The 19384-nt window shown below is 57.0% G+C and carries 27 protein-coding genes; 3 read left to right on the top strand and 24 right to left on the bottom strand.

Features of this window, described 5'->3' with window-relative positions:
* Positions 1-15: 15 nt before the first annotated feature.
* The 8 genes from rpsD to secY all read right to left on the bottom strand — a co-directional run bounded on the left by rpsD (position 16) and on the right by secY (position 5571).
* The gene (gene rpsD, locus QP027_RS01620; RefSeq protein WP_284825467.1) at positions 16-621 is read right to left on the bottom strand and encodes a 30S ribosomal protein S4; all 606 of its coding nucleotides are present in this window, start codon (positions 619-621) and stop codon (positions 16-18) included.
* 22 nt (positions 622-643) lie between these two features.
* Positions 644-1039 carry a 30S ribosomal protein S11 gene (rpsK, locus tag QP027_RS01615; RefSeq protein ID WP_284825466.1) on the bottom strand — a complete coding sequence of 132 codons (396 nt, stop codon included), beginning with the start codon at positions 1037-1039 and terminating at the stop codon, positions 644-646.
* 3 nt (positions 1040-1042) lie between these two features.
* Positions 1043-1411 carry a 30S ribosomal protein S13 gene (gene rpsM, locus QP027_RS01610; RefSeq protein ID WP_284825464.1) on the bottom strand — a complete coding sequence of 123 codons (369 nt, stop codon included), beginning with the start codon at positions 1409-1411 and terminating at the stop codon, positions 1043-1045.
* A gap of 181 nt (positions 1412-1592) precedes the next feature.
* Complete coding sequence (gene infA, locus QP027_RS01605; RefSeq protein ID WP_284825462.1) at positions 1593-1811, bottom strand: translation initiation factor IF-1; 219 nt, start codon at positions 1809-1811, stop codon at positions 1593-1595.
* A 188-nt stretch (positions 1812-1999) separates the two neighbouring features.
* A complete protein-coding gene (locus tag QP027_RS01600) occupies positions 2000-2779 on the bottom strand; it encodes a L,D-transpeptidase (protein ID WP_284825460.1) in 780 nt (259 codons plus the stop codon).
* A gap of 33 nt (positions 2780-2812) precedes the next feature.
* The gene (gene map, locus QP027_RS01595; RefSeq protein ID WP_284825459.1) at positions 2813-3619 is read right to left on the bottom strand and encodes a type I methionyl aminopeptidase; all 807 of its coding nucleotides are present in this window, start codon (positions 3617-3619) and stop codon (positions 2813-2815) included.
* A gap of 87 nt (positions 3620-3706) precedes the next feature.
* Positions 3707-4252 (bottom strand): adenylate kinase, encoded by a 546-nt coding sequence (locus QP027_RS01590; protein ID WP_284825457.1) that lies wholly within the window; start codon positions 4250-4252, stop codon positions 3707-3709.
* Positions 4252-5571, bottom strand: coding sequence for a preprotein translocase subunit SecY (secY, locus tag QP027_RS01585; RefSeq protein ID WP_284825455.1), 1320 nt, complete (start codon positions 5569-5571; stop codon positions 4252-4254). Before secY ends, QP027_RS01590 begins: the two co-directional genes overlap by 1 nt.
* 210 nt (positions 5572-5781) lie before the next feature.
* Between secY and QP027_RS01580 the strand changes: the two genes are divergently transcribed.
* Positions 5782-6288, top strand: coding sequence for a DUF1707 SHOCT-like domain-containing protein (locus QP027_RS01580; protein WP_284825454.1), 507 nt, complete (start codon positions 5782-5784; stop codon positions 6286-6288).
* Here QP027_RS01580 and QP027_RS01575 read toward each other — a convergent pair.
* The 11 genes from QP027_RS01575 to rpsH form a co-directional block, all read right to left on the bottom strand.
* Complete coding sequence (locus QP027_RS01575; RefSeq protein WP_284825452.1) at positions 6277-6873, bottom strand: ABC transporter ATP-binding protein; 597 nt, start codon at positions 6871-6873, stop codon at positions 6277-6279. The genes QP027_RS01580 and QP027_RS01575 overlap by 12 nt on opposite strands.
* A complete protein-coding gene (locus tag QP027_RS01570) occupies positions 6870-7583 on the bottom strand; it encodes an ATP-binding cassette domain-containing protein (protein ID WP_284825450.1) in 714 nt (237 codons plus the stop codon). Before QP027_RS01570 ends, QP027_RS01575 begins: the two co-directional genes overlap by 4 nt.
* Before the next feature lie 10 nt (positions 7584-7593).
* Positions 7594-8442, bottom strand: a complete 849-nt coding sequence (locus tag QP027_RS01565; RefSeq protein WP_284825448.1) for an ABC transporter permease — start codon at positions 8440-8442, stop codon at positions 7594-7596.
* Positions 8432-9436 (bottom strand): ABC transporter permease, encoded by a 1005-nt coding sequence (locus tag QP027_RS01560; RefSeq protein WP_284825446.1) that lies wholly within the window; start codon positions 9434-9436, stop codon positions 8432-8434. The genes QP027_RS01565 and QP027_RS01560 overlap by 11 nt, the downstream gene beginning before the upstream one ends.
* Complete coding sequence (locus tag QP027_RS01555; protein WP_284825444.1) at positions 9427-11019, bottom strand: ABC transporter substrate-binding protein; 1593 nt, start codon at positions 11017-11019, stop codon at positions 9427-9429. The genes QP027_RS01560 and QP027_RS01555 overlap by 10 nt, the downstream gene beginning before the upstream one ends.
* 132 nt (positions 11020-11151) lie before the next feature.
* On the bottom strand, positions 11152-11601 hold the full coding sequence (gene rplO / locus QP027_RS01550) for a 50S ribosomal protein L15 (protein WP_284825442.1): 450 nt from the start codon (positions 11599-11601) through the stop codon (positions 11152-11154).
* Between the two features lie 7 nt (positions 11602-11608).
* Positions 11609-11794, bottom strand: coding sequence for a 50S ribosomal protein L30 (gene rpmD, locus QP027_RS01545; protein ID WP_284825440.1), 186 nt, complete (start codon positions 11792-11794; stop codon positions 11609-11611).
* Positions 11795-11797: 3 nt separating this feature from the next.
* Positions 11798-12439: a 30S ribosomal protein S5 gene (rpsE, locus tag QP027_RS01540; RefSeq protein WP_284825438.1), complete on the bottom strand. Its 642-nt coding sequence runs from the start codon at positions 12437-12439 to the stop codon at positions 11798-11800.
* A gap of 40 nt (positions 12440-12479) precedes the next feature.
* Complete coding sequence (rplR, locus tag QP027_RS01535; RefSeq protein ID WP_284825436.1) at positions 12480-12884, bottom strand: 50S ribosomal protein L18; 405 nt, start codon at positions 12882-12884, stop codon at positions 12480-12482.
* A gap of 3 nt (positions 12885-12887) precedes the next feature.
* Positions 12888-13424 (bottom strand): 50S ribosomal protein L6, encoded by a 537-nt coding sequence (rplF, locus tag QP027_RS01530; RefSeq protein ID WP_284825434.1) that lies wholly within the window; start codon positions 13422-13424, stop codon positions 12888-12890.
* 19 nt (positions 13425-13443) lie between these two features.
* Positions 13444-13842 carry a 30S ribosomal protein S8 gene (gene rpsH, locus QP027_RS01525; protein WP_284825433.1) on the bottom strand — a complete coding sequence of 133 codons (399 nt, stop codon included), beginning with the start codon at positions 13840-13842 and terminating at the stop codon, positions 13444-13446.
* A gap of 330 nt (positions 13843-14172) precedes the next feature.
* Between rpsH and QP027_RS01520 the strand changes: the two genes are divergently transcribed.
* Positions 14173-15435 (top strand): amidohydrolase, encoded by a 1263-nt coding sequence (locus tag QP027_RS01520; RefSeq protein ID WP_284825432.1) that lies wholly within the window; start codon positions 14173-14175, stop codon positions 15433-15435.
* Positions 15435-16175: a formate dehydrogenase accessory sulfurtransferase FdhD gene (locus QP027_RS01515; RefSeq protein WP_284825430.1), complete on the top strand. Its 741-nt coding sequence runs from the start codon at positions 15435-15437 to the stop codon at positions 16173-16175. The genes QP027_RS01520 and QP027_RS01515 overlap by 1 nt, the downstream gene beginning before the upstream one ends.
* Here QP027_RS01515 and QP027_RS01510 read toward each other — a convergent pair.
* From QP027_RS01510 to QP027_RS01490, 5 genes are all read right to left on the bottom strand, one after another.
* Positions 16151-16876: a DUF2786 domain-containing protein gene (locus QP027_RS01510; protein WP_284825428.1), complete on the bottom strand. Its 726-nt coding sequence runs from the start codon at positions 16874-16876 to the stop codon at positions 16151-16153. The genes QP027_RS01515 and QP027_RS01510 overlap by 25 nt on opposite strands.
* A 161-nt stretch (positions 16877-17037) precedes the next feature.
* Positions 17038-17616: a 50S ribosomal protein L5 gene (rplE, locus tag QP027_RS01505; RefSeq protein ID WP_284825427.1), complete on the bottom strand. Its 579-nt coding sequence runs from the start codon at positions 17614-17616 to the stop codon at positions 17038-17040.
* 2 nt (positions 17617-17618) lie between these two features.
* Positions 17619-17933, bottom strand: coding sequence for a 50S ribosomal protein L24 (gene rplX, locus QP027_RS01500; RefSeq protein WP_284825425.1), 315 nt, complete (start codon positions 17931-17933; stop codon positions 17619-17621).
* Between the two features lie 4 nt (positions 17934-17937).
* Complete coding sequence (rplN, locus tag QP027_RS01495; protein WP_284825424.1) at positions 17938-18306, bottom strand: 50S ribosomal protein L14; 369 nt, start codon at positions 18304-18306, stop codon at positions 17938-17940.
* Positions 18307-18501: 195 nt separating this feature from the next.
* Entirely contained in the window at positions 18502-19374 is an 873-nt protein-coding gene (locus QP027_RS01490) for a hypothetical protein (protein ID WP_284825423.1), read from the bottom strand.
* Between the last annotated feature and the right edge of the window lie 10 nt (positions 19375-19384).

Here is a 19384-nt window from a genome sequence, read left to right as displayed (position 1 = left end):
GCGGAGGTGAAGTGATTACTTCGAGTAAAGCTCGACGATGAGCTGCTCCTGGATGGGCACCTCAATCTGAGCGCGCTCGGGCAGCTGGTGCACGAGGATGCGCAGGGTCTCTGGGACGACCTGGAGCCAAGCTGGAACAACGGCGTTAACCAGGTTGTCCTGAGCTTCTTCAAACCAGATCATCTTGCGGGACTTTTCACGAACATCGATGATGTCGTACTGGGTCACCTTGTGAGACGGAACGTTAGTCTTCTTGCCGTTCACGGTGAAGTGACCGTGGGAGACAAGCTGGCGTGCCTGGCGACGAGTGTTAGCCAGACCTGCACGGTATACAACGTTGTCCAGACGGGACTCAAGAAGGATCAGCAGGTTGTCGCCGGTCTTACCTGGAAGGCGGTTAGCCTCCTCGTAGTAACGACGGAACTGCTTTTCCATGACACCATAGGTGAAACGAGCCTTCTGCTTTTCCTGCAGCTGCAGGAGGTACTCGGACTCCTTGATGCGAGCGCGGCCTGCCTGTCCCGGAGGGTACGGACGACGCTCAAACGACATGTCGCCGCCGACTAGGTCGACGCGGAGACGACGGGACTTACGGGTTGCTGGGCCAGTGTAACGAGCCATTATTTAACCTCTTTCCTTTCCCTTAAACGCGACGACGCTTCGCGGGACGGCAGCCATTGAATGGCTGTGGCGTCACGTCGGAGATCGAGGACACCTCTAGGCCTGCGGCCTGGAGAGAACGGATTGCGGTTTCACGACCGGAACCTGGGCCCTTGACGAACACGTCGACCTTCTTCATGCCGTGATCCATTGCCTTGCGTGCAGCGTTCTCTGCAGCCATCTGTGCGGCGAATGGGGTGGACTTACGAGAGCCCTTGAATCCCACGTGACCGGAAGATGCCCAAGAGATCACAGCACCGGTGGTATCGGTGATCGACACGATGGTGTTGTTGAAGGTGGACTTGATGTATGCGTGGCCATTAGCCACATTCTTTTTAACGACGCGACGACGCGCGCCGGAACGAGACTTAGGAGGCATTGATTACTTCTTCTTTCCTGCGATGGTCTTCTTCGGGCCCTTACGGGTACGAGCGTTGGTCTTCGTACGCTGACCACGGACTGGCAAGCTACGACGGTGACGCAGTCCCTGGTAGGAGCCGATTTCAATCTTGCGACGAATGTCAGCCTGGACTTCGCGGCGGAGGTCACCCTCTACCTTCCAGGAAGCTTCGATTACGTCACGCAACGCGGCGACCTGATCATCGGTCAGGTTGTCGGTTCGCAGATCAGGAGAAATGCCGGTCTCTTCGAGCAGTTGCTTGGAACGGGCTGGGCCAATTCCATAGATGTAGGTCAGTGCGATCTCCATACGCTTATTGCGTGGGAGGTCAACACCAGCTAGACGTGCCATGTGGTACGTGCCTTTCGGGTTGTTACGGTGGTTTTCTCCCTATCCGTCCATACCAAGCAACGCTTTACCCGGGCCGTACCGGATGATGGGTTGTGATTCGCATGGCTCCAGCCACCGTGGCCGGAGGTAATAGCAGGCACGCGAAATTGACGCGTGCCCTGGGTAAGGAGGCTTCTGTATCTTACTTGTAGCGGTACGTGATGCGCCCGCGGTCCAAGTCGTATGGAGACAGCTCCACGACGACGCGGTCCTCTGGGAGGATTCGGATGTAGTGCTGGCGCATCTTGCCACTGATGTGAGCAAGAACCTTGTGCCCGTTGTCTAGTTCGACACGGAACATTGCATTCGGCAGAGGCTCGACAATGCGACCCTCAACCTCGATAGCGCCTTCTTTAGCCATAAACTCCGCATTCCCGGTGCCAAGAATTCCTGGGCACCTGCATTCTTTGTGGTCCACTAACTTACGGTGGGCAGCATAGCTACACACCAAGGGCTTACTATAGCGTCTTATGCTGCAAAAACAAAACGCCCTCCTGCGGAAATGCAGGACGGGCGTTTGCTTAACGACGACTTTTCTCGCCTGATGTCTTAGTACACGTACACCATATCGCCGATTTGGAGATCGTTGAAGTACTTCTGTGCGTCCTGACGGTACATGCGCACGCAACCCGCAGACATGTAATCAGGGTTGCCCTCATGGAAAGCAATTCCGTTATAGGTGAAGTAGGTGGCGAATGGCATCGGCGCATTGTTGAATTCGTGGGAGATCTCGTCGCGCACCTTGCGGTTCACGTAGAAGGTACCGCGCGGGGTTTCCTGGCCTGGGCGGCCGGTGGAAACACGTACTGCACCGTAATAGACCTGGCCGTTGTTCTGTAGCCAGGAGCGCTGACCAGCAAGGTCAACGCATGCCTTGGCCTGTGGAGGGCACGATCCGTAATCGAATGCCGGGGTTGGACGCGGTGCAGGTGCTGGTGCCGGTGCCGGTGCCGGTGCCGGTGCCGGTGCCGTATGGCGTGCAATGATGCCTGGGAATGCAGCTTCCAATGCTTGGTCGATTGCGCGACGAATCTGCTGGGTAAGCTGCGGGCTCATCTGGTCTACTACGCCAACGCTTACATGGAGCGCGTTGCGCGCATTCCACGCTGTGGTTTCGGCGTTGGACGACATGTCCGAGGATCCAAGATTAGGGACCTCGAGGGCTGGGAGGCCTGAGCCAGAGTAAAGCTCCTCCACCGCAGTCAGGTCTACACCCGGAATGGCGCTGGAGAGATCCTGTGCAGAAGCTTGCGCCGGACTGACGACCAGCCCAATTGAGGTCAGCAGGGCAAGGACAATGGCACTGAAACGACGAGAAAAGCTATTCATAAGATTTAGTATAGGCCGGAAACGGTTGCCTCATTAACCTTGAGGTTCCCTGGGGGTAAGGATACGGGGGCCCTGTGAAGTTGCTGCCACCGTGTGTTCCCAGTGTGCCGCTGGCGATCCGTCGAGCGTCTTCACGGTCCAGTCGTCGTCAAGCACTACCGAGTCCACTTCCCCACCGAGGATCAACATCGGCTCGATGGCCAAGCAGGAGCCCTCTTGGATGAGCGGTCCACGCCCACCTTTGCCCTCATTCGCAAGGTAGGGGTCTTCGTGCATTGTGCGTCCGATGCCATGTCCGCCATAACCGTCGAGGATGCCCAGCTGCACGCCAAAGTCACGCTCGGCCTTTCGGGTGGCCACTTCGAGGGCATGGGAAACGTCGGTCAAGCGATTTCCTGGAACCATTGCCTGCAGGCCGTCCAGCAAGACCTGCTCGGTTGCACGGTTGAGCTTGTCCACGTCATCGGCAAGGTCTCCTACCCCGAAGCTCCAGGCGGAGTCGCCGACCCAGCCGTCGAGAGTTGCACCACAGTCGATCGAGACAAGGTCGCCATCTCGCAGGACAATCTCGTCGGAAGGAATGCCGTGTACAACGGTGTCGTTTACCGAGGCACAGATCGAGCCTGTGAAACCGTTGTATCCCAAGAATGTCGGAATCGCGCCAAATGAGCGAATGACATCTTCAGCTACCTTGTCTAAGTCTGCGGTCGTGGCGCCGGGCTTGGCTGCGGCGCGGACCTCCTGCAGGGCAATGCCGACGACACGGCCTGCTTTTTCCATCGCGTCGAGCTCGCTAGGAGTCTTGGCAGCGATCACCTTGTTGCGCTTACGAAACACCACGGGTTTCCCTTTCCCTTTGAAGAGCTTTGTGAACAACAAAAGCCGGTACCAATTGTGTACCGGCCGTTGTGTTCGTCGTTAAGCGAGCTACTTGCCCAGCTTGTCCATCGCGCGCTGGTTAACCTCTTCAACTTCACCTTCAGCGTCGATCGAGATGATCTGGTCGCCGTAGTGGTCGATGAGTGGCTTGGTCTCGTCGCGGTAAACCTGCAGACGGGTGCGGATGGTTTCCTCGTTGTCGTCAGCACGGCCACGAGCGAGCATGCGCTGTACCACTACATCCTCGTCAATGTTGAAGTTCAGAACTCCGTCGAGTGCGGTGCCCTTCTTCTCTAGCAGCTCGGTGAGGATGTCTGCCTGCTCCACGGTACGTGGGAAGCCGTCCAGAAGGAAGCCGTTTGCTGCGTCGTCCTCGGCGAGGCGGGACTCAACCATGCGTGCGGTGACGTCAGTTGGAACCAGCTTGCCAGCGTCGATGTAGCTCTTTGCCTCTACGCCGAGGGGGGTACCTTCGCCAATGTTTGCGCGGAAAAGGTCGCCGGTGGAGATGTGCGGAACACCGAGCTTTTCGGAGAGAATTGCTGCCTGGGTGCCCTTGCCAGCGCCGGGAGGGCCGAGGAGTACGAGTCGCATTATTTCAAGAGTCCTTCGTAGTTGGATTGGAGGAGCTGGGATTCAATTTGCTTCACCGTAGTCAGAGCCACGGAAACCATAATCAGAATTGCAGTACCGCCGAACGCCGACATGGTGCTCTGCGAGCCCAAGCCTGCGTCCAAAGCAATGTTTGGCAACACTGCGATGAGTGCGAGGTATAGAGCACCGACAAACAGCAGTCGGTTCATGACGTAGCCCAAGTACTGCGCGGTAGGACGTCCCGGGCGGATGCCTGGAATGAAGCCACCGTACTTCTTCATGTTATCTGCTTGATCGGTCGGATCGTACTGAATCGAGACATAGAAGTACGAGAAGAAGATAATCAGCAGGAAGTAGGTCAGGATGTACTGCCAGGACGACGGCGTCTGCAGCCAGCTCATGACGCTGCGCATCCACCAGTTATCCGGAGGAGTAGGTTGGCTGGAGTAGATGATCTGGGTGATCAGCACAGGTACGTACATCAAAGACGACGCGAAGATGACCGGAATAACACCGGCCTGGTTCACCTTCAGTGGAAGGTAGGTCGAGGAGCCACCGTACTGGCGACGACCAACCATGCGCTTAGCGTATTGCACCGGGATGCGACGCTGGCCCTGTTCAATGAAGATGATGCCTACGACGAGGACGATGACTGCCGCGACAACCAGCGCGAAAATAAGTCCACCGGACTGCTGGAGTACGTTCATGCCGTCGGTTGGGATACGGGTGGCGATACCTGCGAAAATCAGCAGGGACATGCCGTTGCCCACACCCTTTTCGGTGATGATCTCGCCAAGCCACATGACTAGTACGGCACCGGAAGTCATCACCAGAACCATCATCACAAGGGTGAAGATGTTGCGATCCTCCACCAAGACTGGAACGCCTTGGCCAAGGAGCTGTTCACGGTCGGCCAATGCCACGATGCCGGCAGACTGCAGCAGTGCTAGCGCCACTGTGAGGTAGCGCGTGTATTGCGTCATTTTGGTCTGGCCTGACTGGCCTTCCTTCTTCAACTCCTCAAACTTTGGAATCACCACAGTGAGCAGCTGAACGATAATGGAAGACGTGATGTACGGCATGATGCCGATGGCGAAGATCGACAACTGCAGCAAGGCGCCACCCGAGAACAGGTTGATCACGGAGAACACACTCGAGCTCTCGTCGGTCAGTTGCTGCAAACGACCAGCAATCTGAGCATAATCAACGCCCGGGGTCGGGATCTGCGCACCGATGCGGTAAAGAACGATCAACGCAATCGTGATCAGAATCTTCTTCCGTAGATCGGGATCCTTAAAAACCTGAAGAATGGCGGACACAAAGCCTCCTGGCTTCTACCCATCTGGCTGGGGGTAGAAGGTCGTGACAGTAGTTTGGTACGAAAATACGGGTTGCACCAAACAGGATTGACCCCACCACCCTACCAGCTGTTCGCCATATCCTGAATACTGAGGGGGCTTTCGAAGACACGCCGTCGTTCTACGAATCGTTGTAGTTTAGAAGTAGGCCCCACGTCAAAGGAGCACGCCATGACAGATGCACCAGATATCCGCGTCGGTGACGCAGAGCGTAGTCAGGTCCTAGACGATCTCAGCGAACACTTCGCTTCCGGATATCTCGACGTCAACGAGTTCGATCGACGGACTCAGGCAGCCGTAGTCGCAACACACCGCAGCCAACTGGAAGCGTTAAAAGCCGATCTGCCTCAGGCTCACGTTCCTGCTACTCGCTCCTCGTTCGCAGCCGATCAGGAACTAGATCGCTTGGTGGAAAAAGGTGAGAAGCTCAAGGCCATCGACGCGGCCATTGGCATCGTCACCACCATCCTGTTTTTCCTCGGTCTTTTCGTGTTCAGCTGGTCGCATTTCTGGTTAGTCTTCCCTGCCGCGGCTGCGGTGGCCTTGGGTGCTCGATTAATCCTCGGCATCGATGACGACGAAGAGGAGCTTTTCGACGAACTCTCGGAAATTCAGAAGAAAGAGCGGACAGAACGTTTACGTATTGCGGCCCAAAAGCGCAAAGAGCTAGGACGCTAGTTCCTCGAACGGCAAAACGGCCTCGCACACATGACGCAACAGATCATGGTCGTGAGAAATCACCATCATCCCGAGATTTCGCGCCCTTACCTCGTCGACAAGGCCGCGCCAGATGTCGGCCTGCAAAAGCCCGTCCATCATCGTTGTGATTTCGTCCGCCACGAGGTACTCGGTACGCGGATCGAGGGCGCGCGAAATATTCACGCGTTGCAACTGCCCACCCGAGACTTCGAGAGGAAAACGCTGAAGCCATTCTTCACGTACGCCCATCCGTTGCAGCGTCTCGGGAGCAATGTTTTTCACCACCTGGGCAAGACGCCAGTGCGGGTCGATCGCGCGTTCTGGGTGTTGCTGGACCAATTGCACCGGACGATAGGCGTTGCGAGGGAGGGGCTGGTCGTCGACAAGCACGCGTCCTTGGTCGGGCCGTAGGTATCCGGCCAGCAGCTTAGCCAACGTTGTCTTGCCTGAGCCACTGAAACCGTGCAGCCCAATAATCTCGCCGCGCTGCAGCTCAAGGTGGACATTTCGGATTAGATCATTGTCCGCATAGGAGAATGAGAGGTTTTCGGCAACAAGGCTCACGGCAACGCTCCCCAGAATTGGTTGGATGGCTGGGCGTCCCACAAGGCGCGGGAGTATTCGTGTAGTGGTCCGGAGAGATCTCCCGCGACGATGTCGATGATGCGGCCTTCACGCATCACTGCGATCCGATCTGCGACCTTTTTGGCTGCAACCATGTCGTGGGTAATGAAGAGGACGCCGCAGTCTTCGTCGCGAAGCTCACAGAAGAAGTCGAGCACCAGCTGCACCGATTCTGGGTCAAGGCCTGGGGTGGGTTCGTCAGCGATGAGCAGGCGCGTGAGCTTGGGATTGATGGTGGCTAGAGTGGCTCGACGCAGCATTCCGCCCGAGAGCTCGGACGGGTAACGGTTGAGGACTTCCTCGGAAAGTCCAAAACGCGCGAGCCGGCGCGCTGGGTCGACTCGATCCAGCGCGATGAAATCGCCAATGGTCATCGTGGGATCAAAATGGCCAACGCCTTGGGGGACGGAGCGCATCAGCTTGTGATCCACTTCTATCTCACCGTGGATGTGCGTATTTACCGGGAGGAGATCGAGGATGGCATCGGCGAGCAAGGACTTGCCGCCTCCGGACTCACCGACAACAGCAACGATCTCCCCCGCCGCAACATCAAGAGAAACGCCTTGTAGTGCAGTTACATGCTTGCGCCCAAAAAACCCCGTGTACTGGTGAAATGACACTTCAAGGTCACGAACCGACAATACCTTCACGCAATCCTCCTTACTGATGCCTCGTTTTAGGCGCCATGAGGCCACGCAGTAGTTGGCTCGACGCTTCCAAGAGCAAGACAAGGATGAGCAACAAAGCGATCGGTCCCGCAATCGCCCACCATTGATCGTTGGACAGATAGTGCAGCCCCTCACTTAAGATGATACCCAGTGACGGGACATTCGGATCAAACCCGAAACCGAGGAACGTTAGTCCCGACTCGTGCAAGACCGAGTGCGGAACCAGATAGACAAATCCCACGATGACATGCGCCCAGATTGCGGGGAGAAGATGCTTGCCGACGATCCACCCAGTGGATCGCCCCTGTGCTCGGGACATGAGCACGTAGGGCTCGACGCGGATCTTGAGGATTTCTGCACGAATCAGTCGCGCGAGTGGAGCCCACTGCGTCAGCCCGACTCCGAGGACAATTCCAAGCGCTCCGCCTCCAACGGCAAATGAAATCAATAACGAGGCCACAATGTGGGGGACGCCAAGGTTCATATCTGTAAACCAGCGAACTAGCCGATCTGCCCACCGTGGGCCGCTGGCTGCGATCACGCCTAGGGCGAGGGATACCGCGACGGACAGCAGGGCGGTTACCGCGGCAACGCGCAGACTAAGATTCAGGCCTTTGAATGTGCGTGCCATCATGTCGCGTCCAAGCCAGTCTGTTCCCAACGGAAACACCAAGCTGGGCAGCTCGTTCTTTTGCCCGGGTGTCGGGCGAACGCTGGACTCGGGATACCACGACGCCGCAGCAAAGATGAACAGCACCCAGAGGACTGCCAGAGTGGCAAATACGACAAAGGCAAGCCGATTATTCAAGGTTCGGCGCGGCTGCATTGTTCTACGCTGCATGGTTTGCCGCCTCCCCGTGGACTTCTCGGCTCCTCGCGATGCGCGGTTCCAGCACGTCCGCAAGGATGTCTGCAATCGTGTTGCCGATGAATACAACGGACGAAATCACCACGATTGCGCCGAGGAGAAGGGGGACATCGCTGCGCAAACCGGCTTGCGTCACGGTGGACCCAAGACCGTGGTAGGAAAATACTGACTCCGCGAGAACTGAACCGCCGACCAATGTGGAAAGCGACGTGAATTGCAGCATCACCGCCGGAAGGATTGTGTTGCGGAAGCCCTGCTTTCTCACGATCTGCCAGGTGGTCATACCTCGGGAGCGCGCGAAGCGAGCCACGTCTGATTCCATGAAGCTAATCATCGCCTGGCGCGTGTGCAACGTGACCGTTGCGATTCCCACGAGAGCCACTGTGAGCGCCGGGAGGATTGCGTGCGCGAGCCTGTCTGCAAAAGTGACATCGCCACTGGTCACGCCCACTGGTTGCGACATGCCTACCGGAACCCAGCCAAGGTACACAGCAAAGATCGTGATGAGCACCAATCCCACGACAAACGTCGGCGTCGAAGTGAGAACGTATGTAAATACCACAATGATGCGGTCTAGCAGGCTGCCTTTGGACGCACCAGCAACAACGCCGAGACCGTAGCCGATAACGGCTGATAAAGTCCATGCCAAGGCCATGAGCAGCAGGGAGTTGACTACCGCGTAGCTTAAGATGCTTACAACTTCGCGACGGTAAATGTAGCTGGTTCCAAAATCACCTGTTAGCACCCCGCCCAACCAGTTGAAGTAGCGCTGCCACCAGGGCTGGTCTTGTCCCCACAGTTGGGAAATCTGGGCAATTTGTTCGTCGCTAATGCCCTGCATGTCATTGATGTACTGAGCGATGGGGTCTAGGGGCGAAAACTCGACAAGCAAAAACGCCACGAATGACACGCTCAGCAGCAAGCCCGCAAGTCGGGCGAGGGCACTAGCTACGGCTTTCAGCTCCACTCCTCAACGTTGCGGAAGATTTGCAGCCCGTGGCCGTGGCCGTGGATGAGTTCCTCGCCAAGATCAACATTGTCGCCTACAAAGAAGAGATGGTCGCATCGCAGCAACCACGCCATGGACGCATCGCCGTCCGGGGTCGCATTTGCACCAGCTTCCTGCGCCGCCTCCCACTTCGCTAGGGACTCCTCGAAGTCCTCGGAGCCGCGCGCGGACTCAAGTTGCTTGTCTACCTCTGGATTAGAGTAGTTCGGCATGTTGTTGTAGCCGGTATCAAGTGCTTGGGAGGAATAGGCATCCCACAGTTCCTTCGGTGAAAGAGAACCCAACGCGAAAATGATTGCCTTCGTCTTGCCTTCCGCGTAGATGTCGTCCCAGGTCACATGCTCTGGTACAAATTTGATTCCGAATTCCTCTGCTTGCACTGCAATCGACTCGCCAAGATCAATGCGGGTGAGGTCGTTCGACGGGATCATCAGCGGGATCACCGCTTCAAGGCCGTCTTTGTCCACGGTGCCGTCGCCGTTCGAATCAGTCCAGCCCGCATCTTCGAGGATCTGGAGAGCTTGTTCCACCTGGCCATCGTCAAAAGACATGCCACTTGCTTCCCAGGGAAGCTCGTCTGCAACAGACCATGCTGGCTTGCCGTAGCCGTTTAGAACTAGCTCGGCTAGGCCTTCTCGATCAAGGCCGATTGTGATTGCCTTTCTAATCGCGGGATCGGAGGTAACGTCATTGCCTACCTCAACATCCTTGCCGACAGTTTTGCCAGACCCCCCCGCCTTCTGTGTCGGCAGCGTAATGGCCATGGTGTCTACGGATGACCGCACATCAAGTTCCATGCCGCTGATGTTCTGATCCGCGTTGTTGTGCGATACCTTGAGCACGTCCACCTCGCCTGCGCGCGCGGCAGCAATTGCCGATTCCTCGTCAGCTAGCAGGAACGTGAGCTTCTTGTAGTGCAAATTCTTCGGATAGTGCGGGTTGGTTTCCATGATGACCTGTTCGCCTACCTGCTTATCGACGATCATGTACGGGCCGGAACCGATCGGGTTATCGGAGTAGTTTTGGTCATAGGCGTGTTCTGGGACGATGCCGATCAAAGTTGTTAGTGGACCGAATAGCGAATCTACCTCGTGGAGTTCAAACACGACCGTGTGTTCGCCCTCCGCTCGTACCTCTTTCACGGTGGAGACATCGAAATTCGTGCCGTCGTCGAGAAGCATCTGGAATGTGAAGACGACATCGTCTGCTGTAACGGGTTCGCCGTCAGAGAAGGCAAAGTCGGGATTGAGTTGGAAAGTCCATGTAGTTCCGTCGGCCTCATAAGAATCGGCGAGATCTCCGACCAATTCCATGTCGTTATTCCAAGTAAGTAACGACGAATGCAATACCTTGTGTTCCTGGTGAGTGCCCCACCCTTTGGCTGGATCGAATTCGGATTCGTCGAACTCGCCGAGCGCAAGAACCAATTCGTCGGCTGCGCGCTCGACTGCGGTCGGCTTCAGGCTTTGAACGCTGCAACCCGCCAAGGCCAGTGTCAAGGCAATGGTGATGGCACCGAGTGCGCGGGCTGGACTATGCATTGTTCTCCAATCGTGGTGTAGCAATAGCACTACCTTAACATTCCAACATTCAATTAGACAGTTGAATGGGACGAAAAAGAAACCGCCCCGGATCGCTAGGATCCGGGGCGGTTGAATCGTCGTGAAGCGAAATTACGCCTCGGTGACGGAGCCTCCTGCAGCCTCAATCTTTTCGACTGCGGACTTGGAGAACTTGGTTGCGGTGACGTTGAGCTTGACGCCCAAGTCGCCGTTACCCAAAACCTTCACTGGCTGCTTCGCGCGAACCAGGCCAGCTGCAACGATGTCAGCGATAGCTACGTCGCCGCCCTGTGGGAATGCCTTCTCCAGGTCGGAAACGTTGACTACCTGGTAGACAACCTTGTTGCGAGCCTTGAAGCCCTTGAGCTTTGGCAGACGCATGTGAAGTGGCATCTGGCCACCCTCGAATGCGTGTGGAACCTGCTTGCGCGCCTTAGTACCCTTGGTACCGCGACCAGCAGTCTTGCCACCCTTGCCTGCTTCACCGCGACCAACGCGGTGCTTTGGCTTGTTAGCGCCCTTTGCTGGGCGCAGATCGTGGAGCTTAATTACTTCGCTCATGATTTATCTACTCCCCTGCAACTTCTTCAACGGTGACCAGGTGGCGCACCTTGAGAATCTGGCCACGAGTCGCGTCGTTGTCCCTCTTGACAACAGACTGGCCGATCTTACGCAGACCGAGCGCCTCGAGGTTGACACGGTGTACCGGCTTAGTGCCGATCAGGCCATGCTTCAACGTAATCTTCAGAGCCATTGTTTACGCCTCCTGTCCTGCGCGTGCGCGAAGCATACGAGCTGGAGCGACCTCTTCGAGGGTCTTGCCGCGCTTAGCAGCAACTTCCTCAGGTCGAGACAGTTCCTTCAGGCCTGCAACGGTGGCCTTGACCACGTTGAGAGCGTTGTCGGAGCCCAGGGACTTCGCAAGAATGTCCTGGATGCCTGCGCACTCAAGCACTGGACGTGCTGCGCCGCCTGCAATCACACCGGTACCAGGAGCAGCTGGGCGAAGCATAACGATGCCTGCCGCAGCCTCGCCCTGAACTGGGTGAGGAATGGTGCCGCCGACCATTGGGACGCGGAAGAAGTTCTTGCGAGCCTCTTCAGAACCCTTCTGGATAGCAGCTGGAACTTCCTTAGCCTTGCCGTAGCCAACGCCAACCATGCCCTGGCCGTCACCGACGATTACCAGTGCGGTGAAGGACATGTTGCGGCCACCCTTAACGGTCTTGGCAACACGGTTGATGGTTACTACGCGCTCGATGTACTTGTCGCGATCATCGTTCTGACGACGGTCGTCGCGGCCACGGCCACGGCCACCGCGCTCGTTACGCTCGTTGCGGTTGTTCTTGTTCTGGTCGTCGGCGGATCGTCCGCCGTCACGCCGTTCACGTCCCGGCATTACGCAATCCTTCCGTTGATGTTCATGTTCATGGTGGTCATTAGAACTTCAGGCCACCTTCACGTGCAGCGTCTGCAAGTGCAGCGACGCGGCCGTGGTACTTGTAGCCAGCGCGGTCGAAGACAACTTCTTCGATGCCTGCTGCCTTTGCACGCTCAGCGATAAGCTGGCCGACCTTCTCTGCCTTAGCCTTCTTGTCGCCCTCGATGGAACGAACGTCTGCTTCCATGGAAGATGCAGAAGCCAGGGTGTGACCTGCCAGGTCGTCGATGACCTGAACGTGCATGTGGCGGGAGCTGCGGTGCACAACGAGGCGTGGTGCCTCTGGGGTGCCGCGCAGGGACTTGCGGATGCGGAAGTGACGACGAGCGCGAGCTTCGCGGCGGCGGGACGAGATGTCCTTGCCAACCGGGGTGCGCTTGGTGTTCTCTGCAGTGTTGCTCATTGCTTACTTACCCGTCTTTCCGACCTTGCGACGAACCTGCTCGCCCTCGTAACGGATGCCCTTACCCTTGTATGGGTCATCCTTACGTAGACGACGGATGTTCGCAGCGATCTGGCCTACCAGCTGCTTATCAATGCCCTCGATCGAGAGCTTGGTGTTGCCGTCAACAGCAAACTTGATGCCTTCTGGCGCCTCGATGAGGATTGGGTGCGAGTAACCGAGGGCGAACTCAAGGTCCTTGCCCTTCTGCTGCACACGGTAACCAACGCCGAAGATTTCCATCTTGATGGTGTAACCCTCGGTGACGCCAACAACAAGGTTGTTGACCAGCGAGCGAGACAGGCCGTGAAGGGAACGGTTCTGACGGTGGTCGTCCGGGCGGGACACCACGATCTCGGTTCCTTCAATAGCAACAGTAATTGGCTCTGGAACGGTCCAGTTGAGGGTACCCTTAGGGCCCTTGACCTCAACGTTTTGGCCGTCGACCTTTGCTTCTACACCCTTTGGGAGTGCAATAGGTGCCTTACCTACACGTGACATACTTGTTCAACCTTCCCTATTACCAGACGTAAGCGAGGACTTCCCCGCCTACGCCTTTCTCGCGGGCCTGGCGGTCGGTCAGGAGGCCTTGGGACGTGGAGATGATAGCCACGCCAAGGCCGCCGATAACCTGTGGCAGGTCGTTGGACTTTGCATACACGCGCAGACCTGGCTTGGAAACACGGCGAAGACCAGCAATAGATGCCTTGCGGCTTGGACCGTACTTCAGATCGAGGGACAGGGTCTTGCCGACCTTTTCGTCCTCGACCTTGTAGTCAGCGATGTAACCTTCTTGCTTCAAGATCTCAGCGATGTTCACCTTGAGCTTGGAAGAAGGCATGGACACGGTGTCGTGCTGCGCATTGTTTGCGTTGCGCACGCGAGACAGCATGTCCGCGATTGGATCTGTCATGGTCATGGAGGTGACCGTTACCTTTCTCGTTGCGGTTCCCTAACCCACCTGACCCGATGAAAGGTCGCGTTGTCCGTGTGATCTGTTTGGGGCTACTAACGCGTCTTACATTCAGTAATGCAAGATGCTCGCTGCCCAATCCTCCACTCGGTCCGCATGTCGGCGGGGGGCCTGCAACAAAGTTGGAATTTCAATGTTCAGGTAGGATTTACGCACACCAAAATAGGAATACGTAGTCCGTCGCCCAACAATACAGGTAAATTCCCGCAGGACAAAATCACTGTTTTTGCTTGTCGACGAGCCTTCGCACCCGCACCACGGGTATATCTGGAAGGCATGACCTACGACAAGACGCTTTTCAACGAATCCACGGTCAACGTACTTGTTTCACGTCTCGCGTCGACCAGGGCTGAACGAGAATCACTGTACAAGCACTTTCACCAGCATCCCGAGCTTTCGATGCAAGAAGTGGAGACTTCCGCGCGCATCGCGGCAGAGCTTGATGCTAGACAGATCCCCTACTCCCGCGTTGGCAAAACGGGCATCGTCGCCGTCATACAGAATGGTATTGGACCAGTAGTTGCTTTGCGCGGGGACATCGATGCCCTGCCTATGAAAGAGACCTCGGGCAAGGACTACGCATCGCAGGCCACCCAGCTGGATGAGGCCACCGGTGCGGAAGTGCCCACCGCACATGCGTGTGGCCACGACTTCCACACTGTGTGTCTCCTCGGCGCGCTCGATGCCTTCCACACACAGCGCGATCAGTGGTCAGGCACCCTAGTCGGAGTGTTCCAACCTGGTGAAGAAACAGCCTCCGGCGCAAAAGACATGGTTGCGCATGACATCGCCTCCGCTATGCCAGTGCCGGATGTTTACCTGGGGCAGCACGTGTTGGGCACTTTGCCGGGCGGCGCGGTGGGCACCCGTGTTGGCCCAGTGCTGTCTTCCGCTTTCTCCGTGAAGGTCGGGCTCACTGGCAAAGGCTCGCACGGATCGATGCCTGAGCTTGGTGTAGACCCTGTGGTGGTTGCTGCCTCGATCATCGTCCGACTACAAACCATTGTTGCCCGTGAGGTTGCAGCGAGCGAGACAGCCGTAGTTACCGTCGGCGCCATCCACGCGGGCACGAAGTCCAACATCATTCCCGATAGTGCTGAGCTGTTGATTAATACACGTGCCTACAGTTCGGCGACAAGCTCCCATCTCAAGGAGGCGATCGAGCGCATCGTTCGTGCGGAGTGCGTTGCGGCCCGGTGCCCTGTCGAGCCCACGTTTACGTACTACGACGAGTATCCGTTGACGAATAACGACGCTCAAGCGACGGAACGGGTTCGCGGCGCTTTTGATAGCTACTTTGGCGACGCAAGTATGGACCTTGCACCTGTGCCGGCGTCAGAGGACTTCTCGATCATCCCCGACGCGCTGGGAGCTCCCTATTCCTATTGGGGAGTTGGCGGTTTTGCCAACCCAGAGACAGCGCCCGGAAACCATAACCCCGCCTTCGCCCCTGATCTGCAACCCACCTTGGACCGAGGCTCAGAGGCTCTGATTGTTGCCGCTTGCGCCTGGTTGAGTTCCGGTGAGGGTGCAGAGTAATGGGGCGCATCACAAGGTCGTTCGCGGTGACCACGCATTCGCGCAACGACGACACGATTACCACTGATACCCGCGCAGGTTTCGTCGTTGTCGAAGAACCGCTAGAGATCCATGCTGGTGGTCAGCAGTTGGTTCGTCTCATGCGTTCTCCGGGTAATGATCTTGAATTGGTTCACGGCTGGTTGTTTTCTCGTGGGTTGATCACTGCGCAACAGCAGGTCTCGTCAGCACGTTATTGTGCTGGCGCGACAGGCCCGAACGGCGAAAACTCCTATAACGTTGTCGAGGTCGATTTGGTCGCAGCTCCCGAAGAAGCAGTGTCGTCGGCAGCACCCGTTGAGCTCTCCCCGCATGCGATTTACCGAGTGCCTGGACAACTCGCCGAACTGGCCAAGCCCTTTCGGCGTCTTTCGCATGTCCACACCGCCGGGGCCTTTGACCACGAAGGTGGCTTGCAGGAGGGCTTCGCAGACATCAACGCCACGAATGCGGTAGACAAAGTAGTCGGGAGCTTGGTGCTGGAAGGTAATGGGCACATGGCAGAACTGTTCTTGGGTACCACGGCCGATGTTGACCAAAGCCTTGTCCACCTGGTGCGAAACGCTGGCTTCACGGGACTAATCACGCTGGGCGAAGTGTCTTCCGCCGCAGTCGAAACTGCACGGGAATCGGATTTTACCTTGGTCGGCAAGTGCAGTCCCGAGCGTTTTAGCGTTTACGCGGGTAGCGCGCGACGTTGATTCATGCGCGTTTGTCCAATGTCACTGGTACTACCGGCATGGACGCCGCGAGCGTAGGCACTCGCTGAAATGGCCGCCCGAGAATTTTTGGTGTGAAAGTGGAGGTTTTCGGCCTCGGCGAATTCTTGGCGGGCGGCTTCGGCTTTTTCTTCGTCGGAAAGCAGGGCAATCGCGTAGCCGTTGTGTGCATCTGACACAGTTTGCTCCGCCTCATGGAGACGCTCACCGATTCGGTTAGAAAACCCGACCATGAAGGAACGCCGCGTGACCACGGTGGAAATGCCCAGCTCCGGGTCACCTCGCAGTTTTTGGGCCTCGGCGATCATGCGCGGGTTAAGCAAGCTGAAGAGCAAATCGACGCGATCAAGATGGCGACGCACTCCGAAGAGGGTGACTTCGGCGATTCTTGTCGAGCGCTGAATGCCTGTGGAGAACCCCACGCAGTGCAGTGCCATCGCGATGCTGTTCAACAGCCTGCCCTGCATCTCCGTATAGGAGCCGTCCAAGACGTACTTTCTGTGGGTGACGCTGTCCCCATCGTCAGGAGCGGCAAGGTCTCGCTCGTCGAAACCGTAGTTCGCCATAAGCTCGAAAGCCTTTTCATAGAAGGTCTCCCCCTCGGGAGTTCCCTGGCGATCGGCAGCCTGGTTGAGCAGTTTTTGGACGCGTTCTTTGATTTTGTTGTGCGAATTGATGGTCATCGTTCCCCCTGAGATAGTCTGTTGCATTCAGTTCTATCGCAGCAGCCCGACATTTCCGGCGGGCAGAAATATTTCCTGTGGATAACTAGCCGTGGGGCAAAACAAAACGCGTGCTCCGGAAGTAAATCCGGGGCACGCGTTCGTCGTAAAGCAATCAGGGCTTATGCCTGCTGCATCTTGCCGTCCTTGTCCTTGAATGGGAATCCAAGGTGGCGAAGAAGTGCGCGACCTTCGTCGTTGTTGGTCGCAGTGGTGACGACGGTGATGTCCATACCGCGTGGGCGGTCGATCTTGTCAACGTCGATCTCGTAGAACATGGTCTGCTCGGTCAGGCCGAAGGTGTAGTTGCCGTGGCCGTCGAACTGAGAGTCGTTCAGACCGCGGAAGTCACGAATACGAGGAAGTGCAACCGTCAGCAGACGGTCGAGGAACTCCCACATACGGTCGCCGCGAAGGGTGACCTTTGCGCCGATCGGCATGCCTTCACGCAACTTGAAGTTTGCAATGGAGGTCTTCGCACGGCGCAGCTGTGGCTTCTGACCAGTGATCGCGGTGAGGTCTTCGAGAGCACCGTTGATCATCTTGGAGTCACGTGCAGCGTCGCCGACGCCCATGTTGACAACGATCTTGGTCAGGCCTGGGACCTGCATTACGTTGTCGTAACCGAATTCTTCGCCCAGCTTGGTGCGAATTTCTTCACGGTAACGGGTCTTCAAACGAGGGGTGTAGTTGTCAGCCATCTTTAGAGGTCCTTCCCGTTCGACTTGGCCACGCGGACCTTCTTGCCGTTTTCATCAAAACGGTAGCCAACGCGGGTTGGGGTGCCCTCGGAGTCAAGGATCATGACGTTAGAAACGTGGATCGGAGCTTCCTGGGTAACGATGCCGCCGGACTGTGCGCCAGCCTCGGTTGCCGAGTTAGCAACGTGCTTCTTCACACGGTTAACGCCCTCAACGAGGACCTTATCGCGCTGTGGGTAGGACTCGATGACCTTACCCTGTGCGCCCTTGTCTGGGCCAGAAATTACCTGGACCATATCGCCCTTCTTGATCTTCATAGGACTAGATCACCTCCGGTGCGAGAGAAACGATCTTCATGAACTTCTTGTCGCGAAGCTCACGAGCGACTGGGCCGAAGATACGGGTGCCACGTGGCTCGGAATCGTTCTTGATAAGGACAGCTGCGTTTTCGTCAAACGCGATGTAGGAACCGTCTGGACGGCGGGTTTCCTTCTTCGTACGCACGATGACCGCGCGAACGATCTCGCCTTCCTTGACGTTGCCGCCTGGGGCAGCTTCCTTCACGGTGGCGACGATGGTGTCGCCGATGCCGGCGAAGCGTCGAACAGAACCGCCGAGAACGCGGATGCACAGGATTTCGCGTGCACCGGTGTTATCGGCGACCTTTAGACGCGATTCTTTCTGAATCACTATTGGTCTCCTGACCTGGATTAATGTGCGTCAGATTTCCGTCCTGTACGCACGTGGTCAATGTCTTGCAGTGCCTTTGCTTAGCGACGAATACCTTGCGGCATCGAAGGGTCTCGGGATAGTGGAGCGGAAATCACCAGCTAAACCGACCAGCGCAGACAACTTGAGTATTAAACCACGCAGGTCACCGTAATATCAAATCACTTCTGCATCGGGAAAATGCGCGGCCACAATCTCTTTCACACGGTCCTCAGGGATCCCCGCAGTCTTCGCGTGATTTTTTACCGAGACTTGCGCTGGAGCATCTCCCGCACCCTCAATATAGGAAACGATCGCGACATCGCCGCTTCCCTCATGGCGCATCAGCTCTGCCATCATTTCCAACGCACTCGGAACGGAATCTGCTTCCACCTGCTGCAGGTTGAGCTTTGGCCCAACACCTTCGCCTTCATCATCGGCAGCACGCAGGTTCATGATCGGTGCAGCACCAAAGCTTGGCACGTAGGTTTCCACTACCTCGGCCAATCGATCGGAGGAATCTACCAATGCTTGCCAGTCGGATTCGATCGTGACATCGATCCGGTCAGAACGCGGGCCCTCCCCAGGCCCACCGTTGTGCTGGACTGCGGCAACATCGGAAACCGCTTCGATGGGCTCGGCGAACAGCCCCACCAACCAGTCAGGGTTCAGACGAGGGTCAATCTTGTAGGACGTCGGCGGGTTCTCGGTAATGATCCGGCCCGTGACAAAGTCGGGGTCCACCGGATCGTCGGAGTACTGGCTGACAAGGAATTCCGCAGCCTTGCGGATTGCTTCTTCGTCATCGGGCGCGACCGTCGCGTTTGCAGATACTCCACGCCAAATCGTCTTCTTCGGCGCAACTTCGAGGTCGATTCCGCATTCGGCGAGGTCCTCTTTGTCCGCTGCCTCATTGATAGCCTCCACGCCTCTCTGAGCGCGTTCCTCGGCGGTGGGCTCGTCGTTAAGCCACCAGACCACAAGCCCTACCGCGGCGATGAGCGTGATCACAGCGATGAGAGCGGTCATGATGCGATTCGGGGTAGCCATACCTTCATCC

It is taken from the genome of Corynebacterium breve, assembly GCF_030252165.1.
Lineage (GTDB): Bacteria > Actinomycetota > Actinomycetes > Mycobacteriales > Mycobacteriaceae > Corynebacterium > Corynebacterium breve.
The sequence above is the reverse complement of the archived record's forward strand: the minus strand, read 5'-3'. Positions and strand labels throughout refer to the sequence as shown.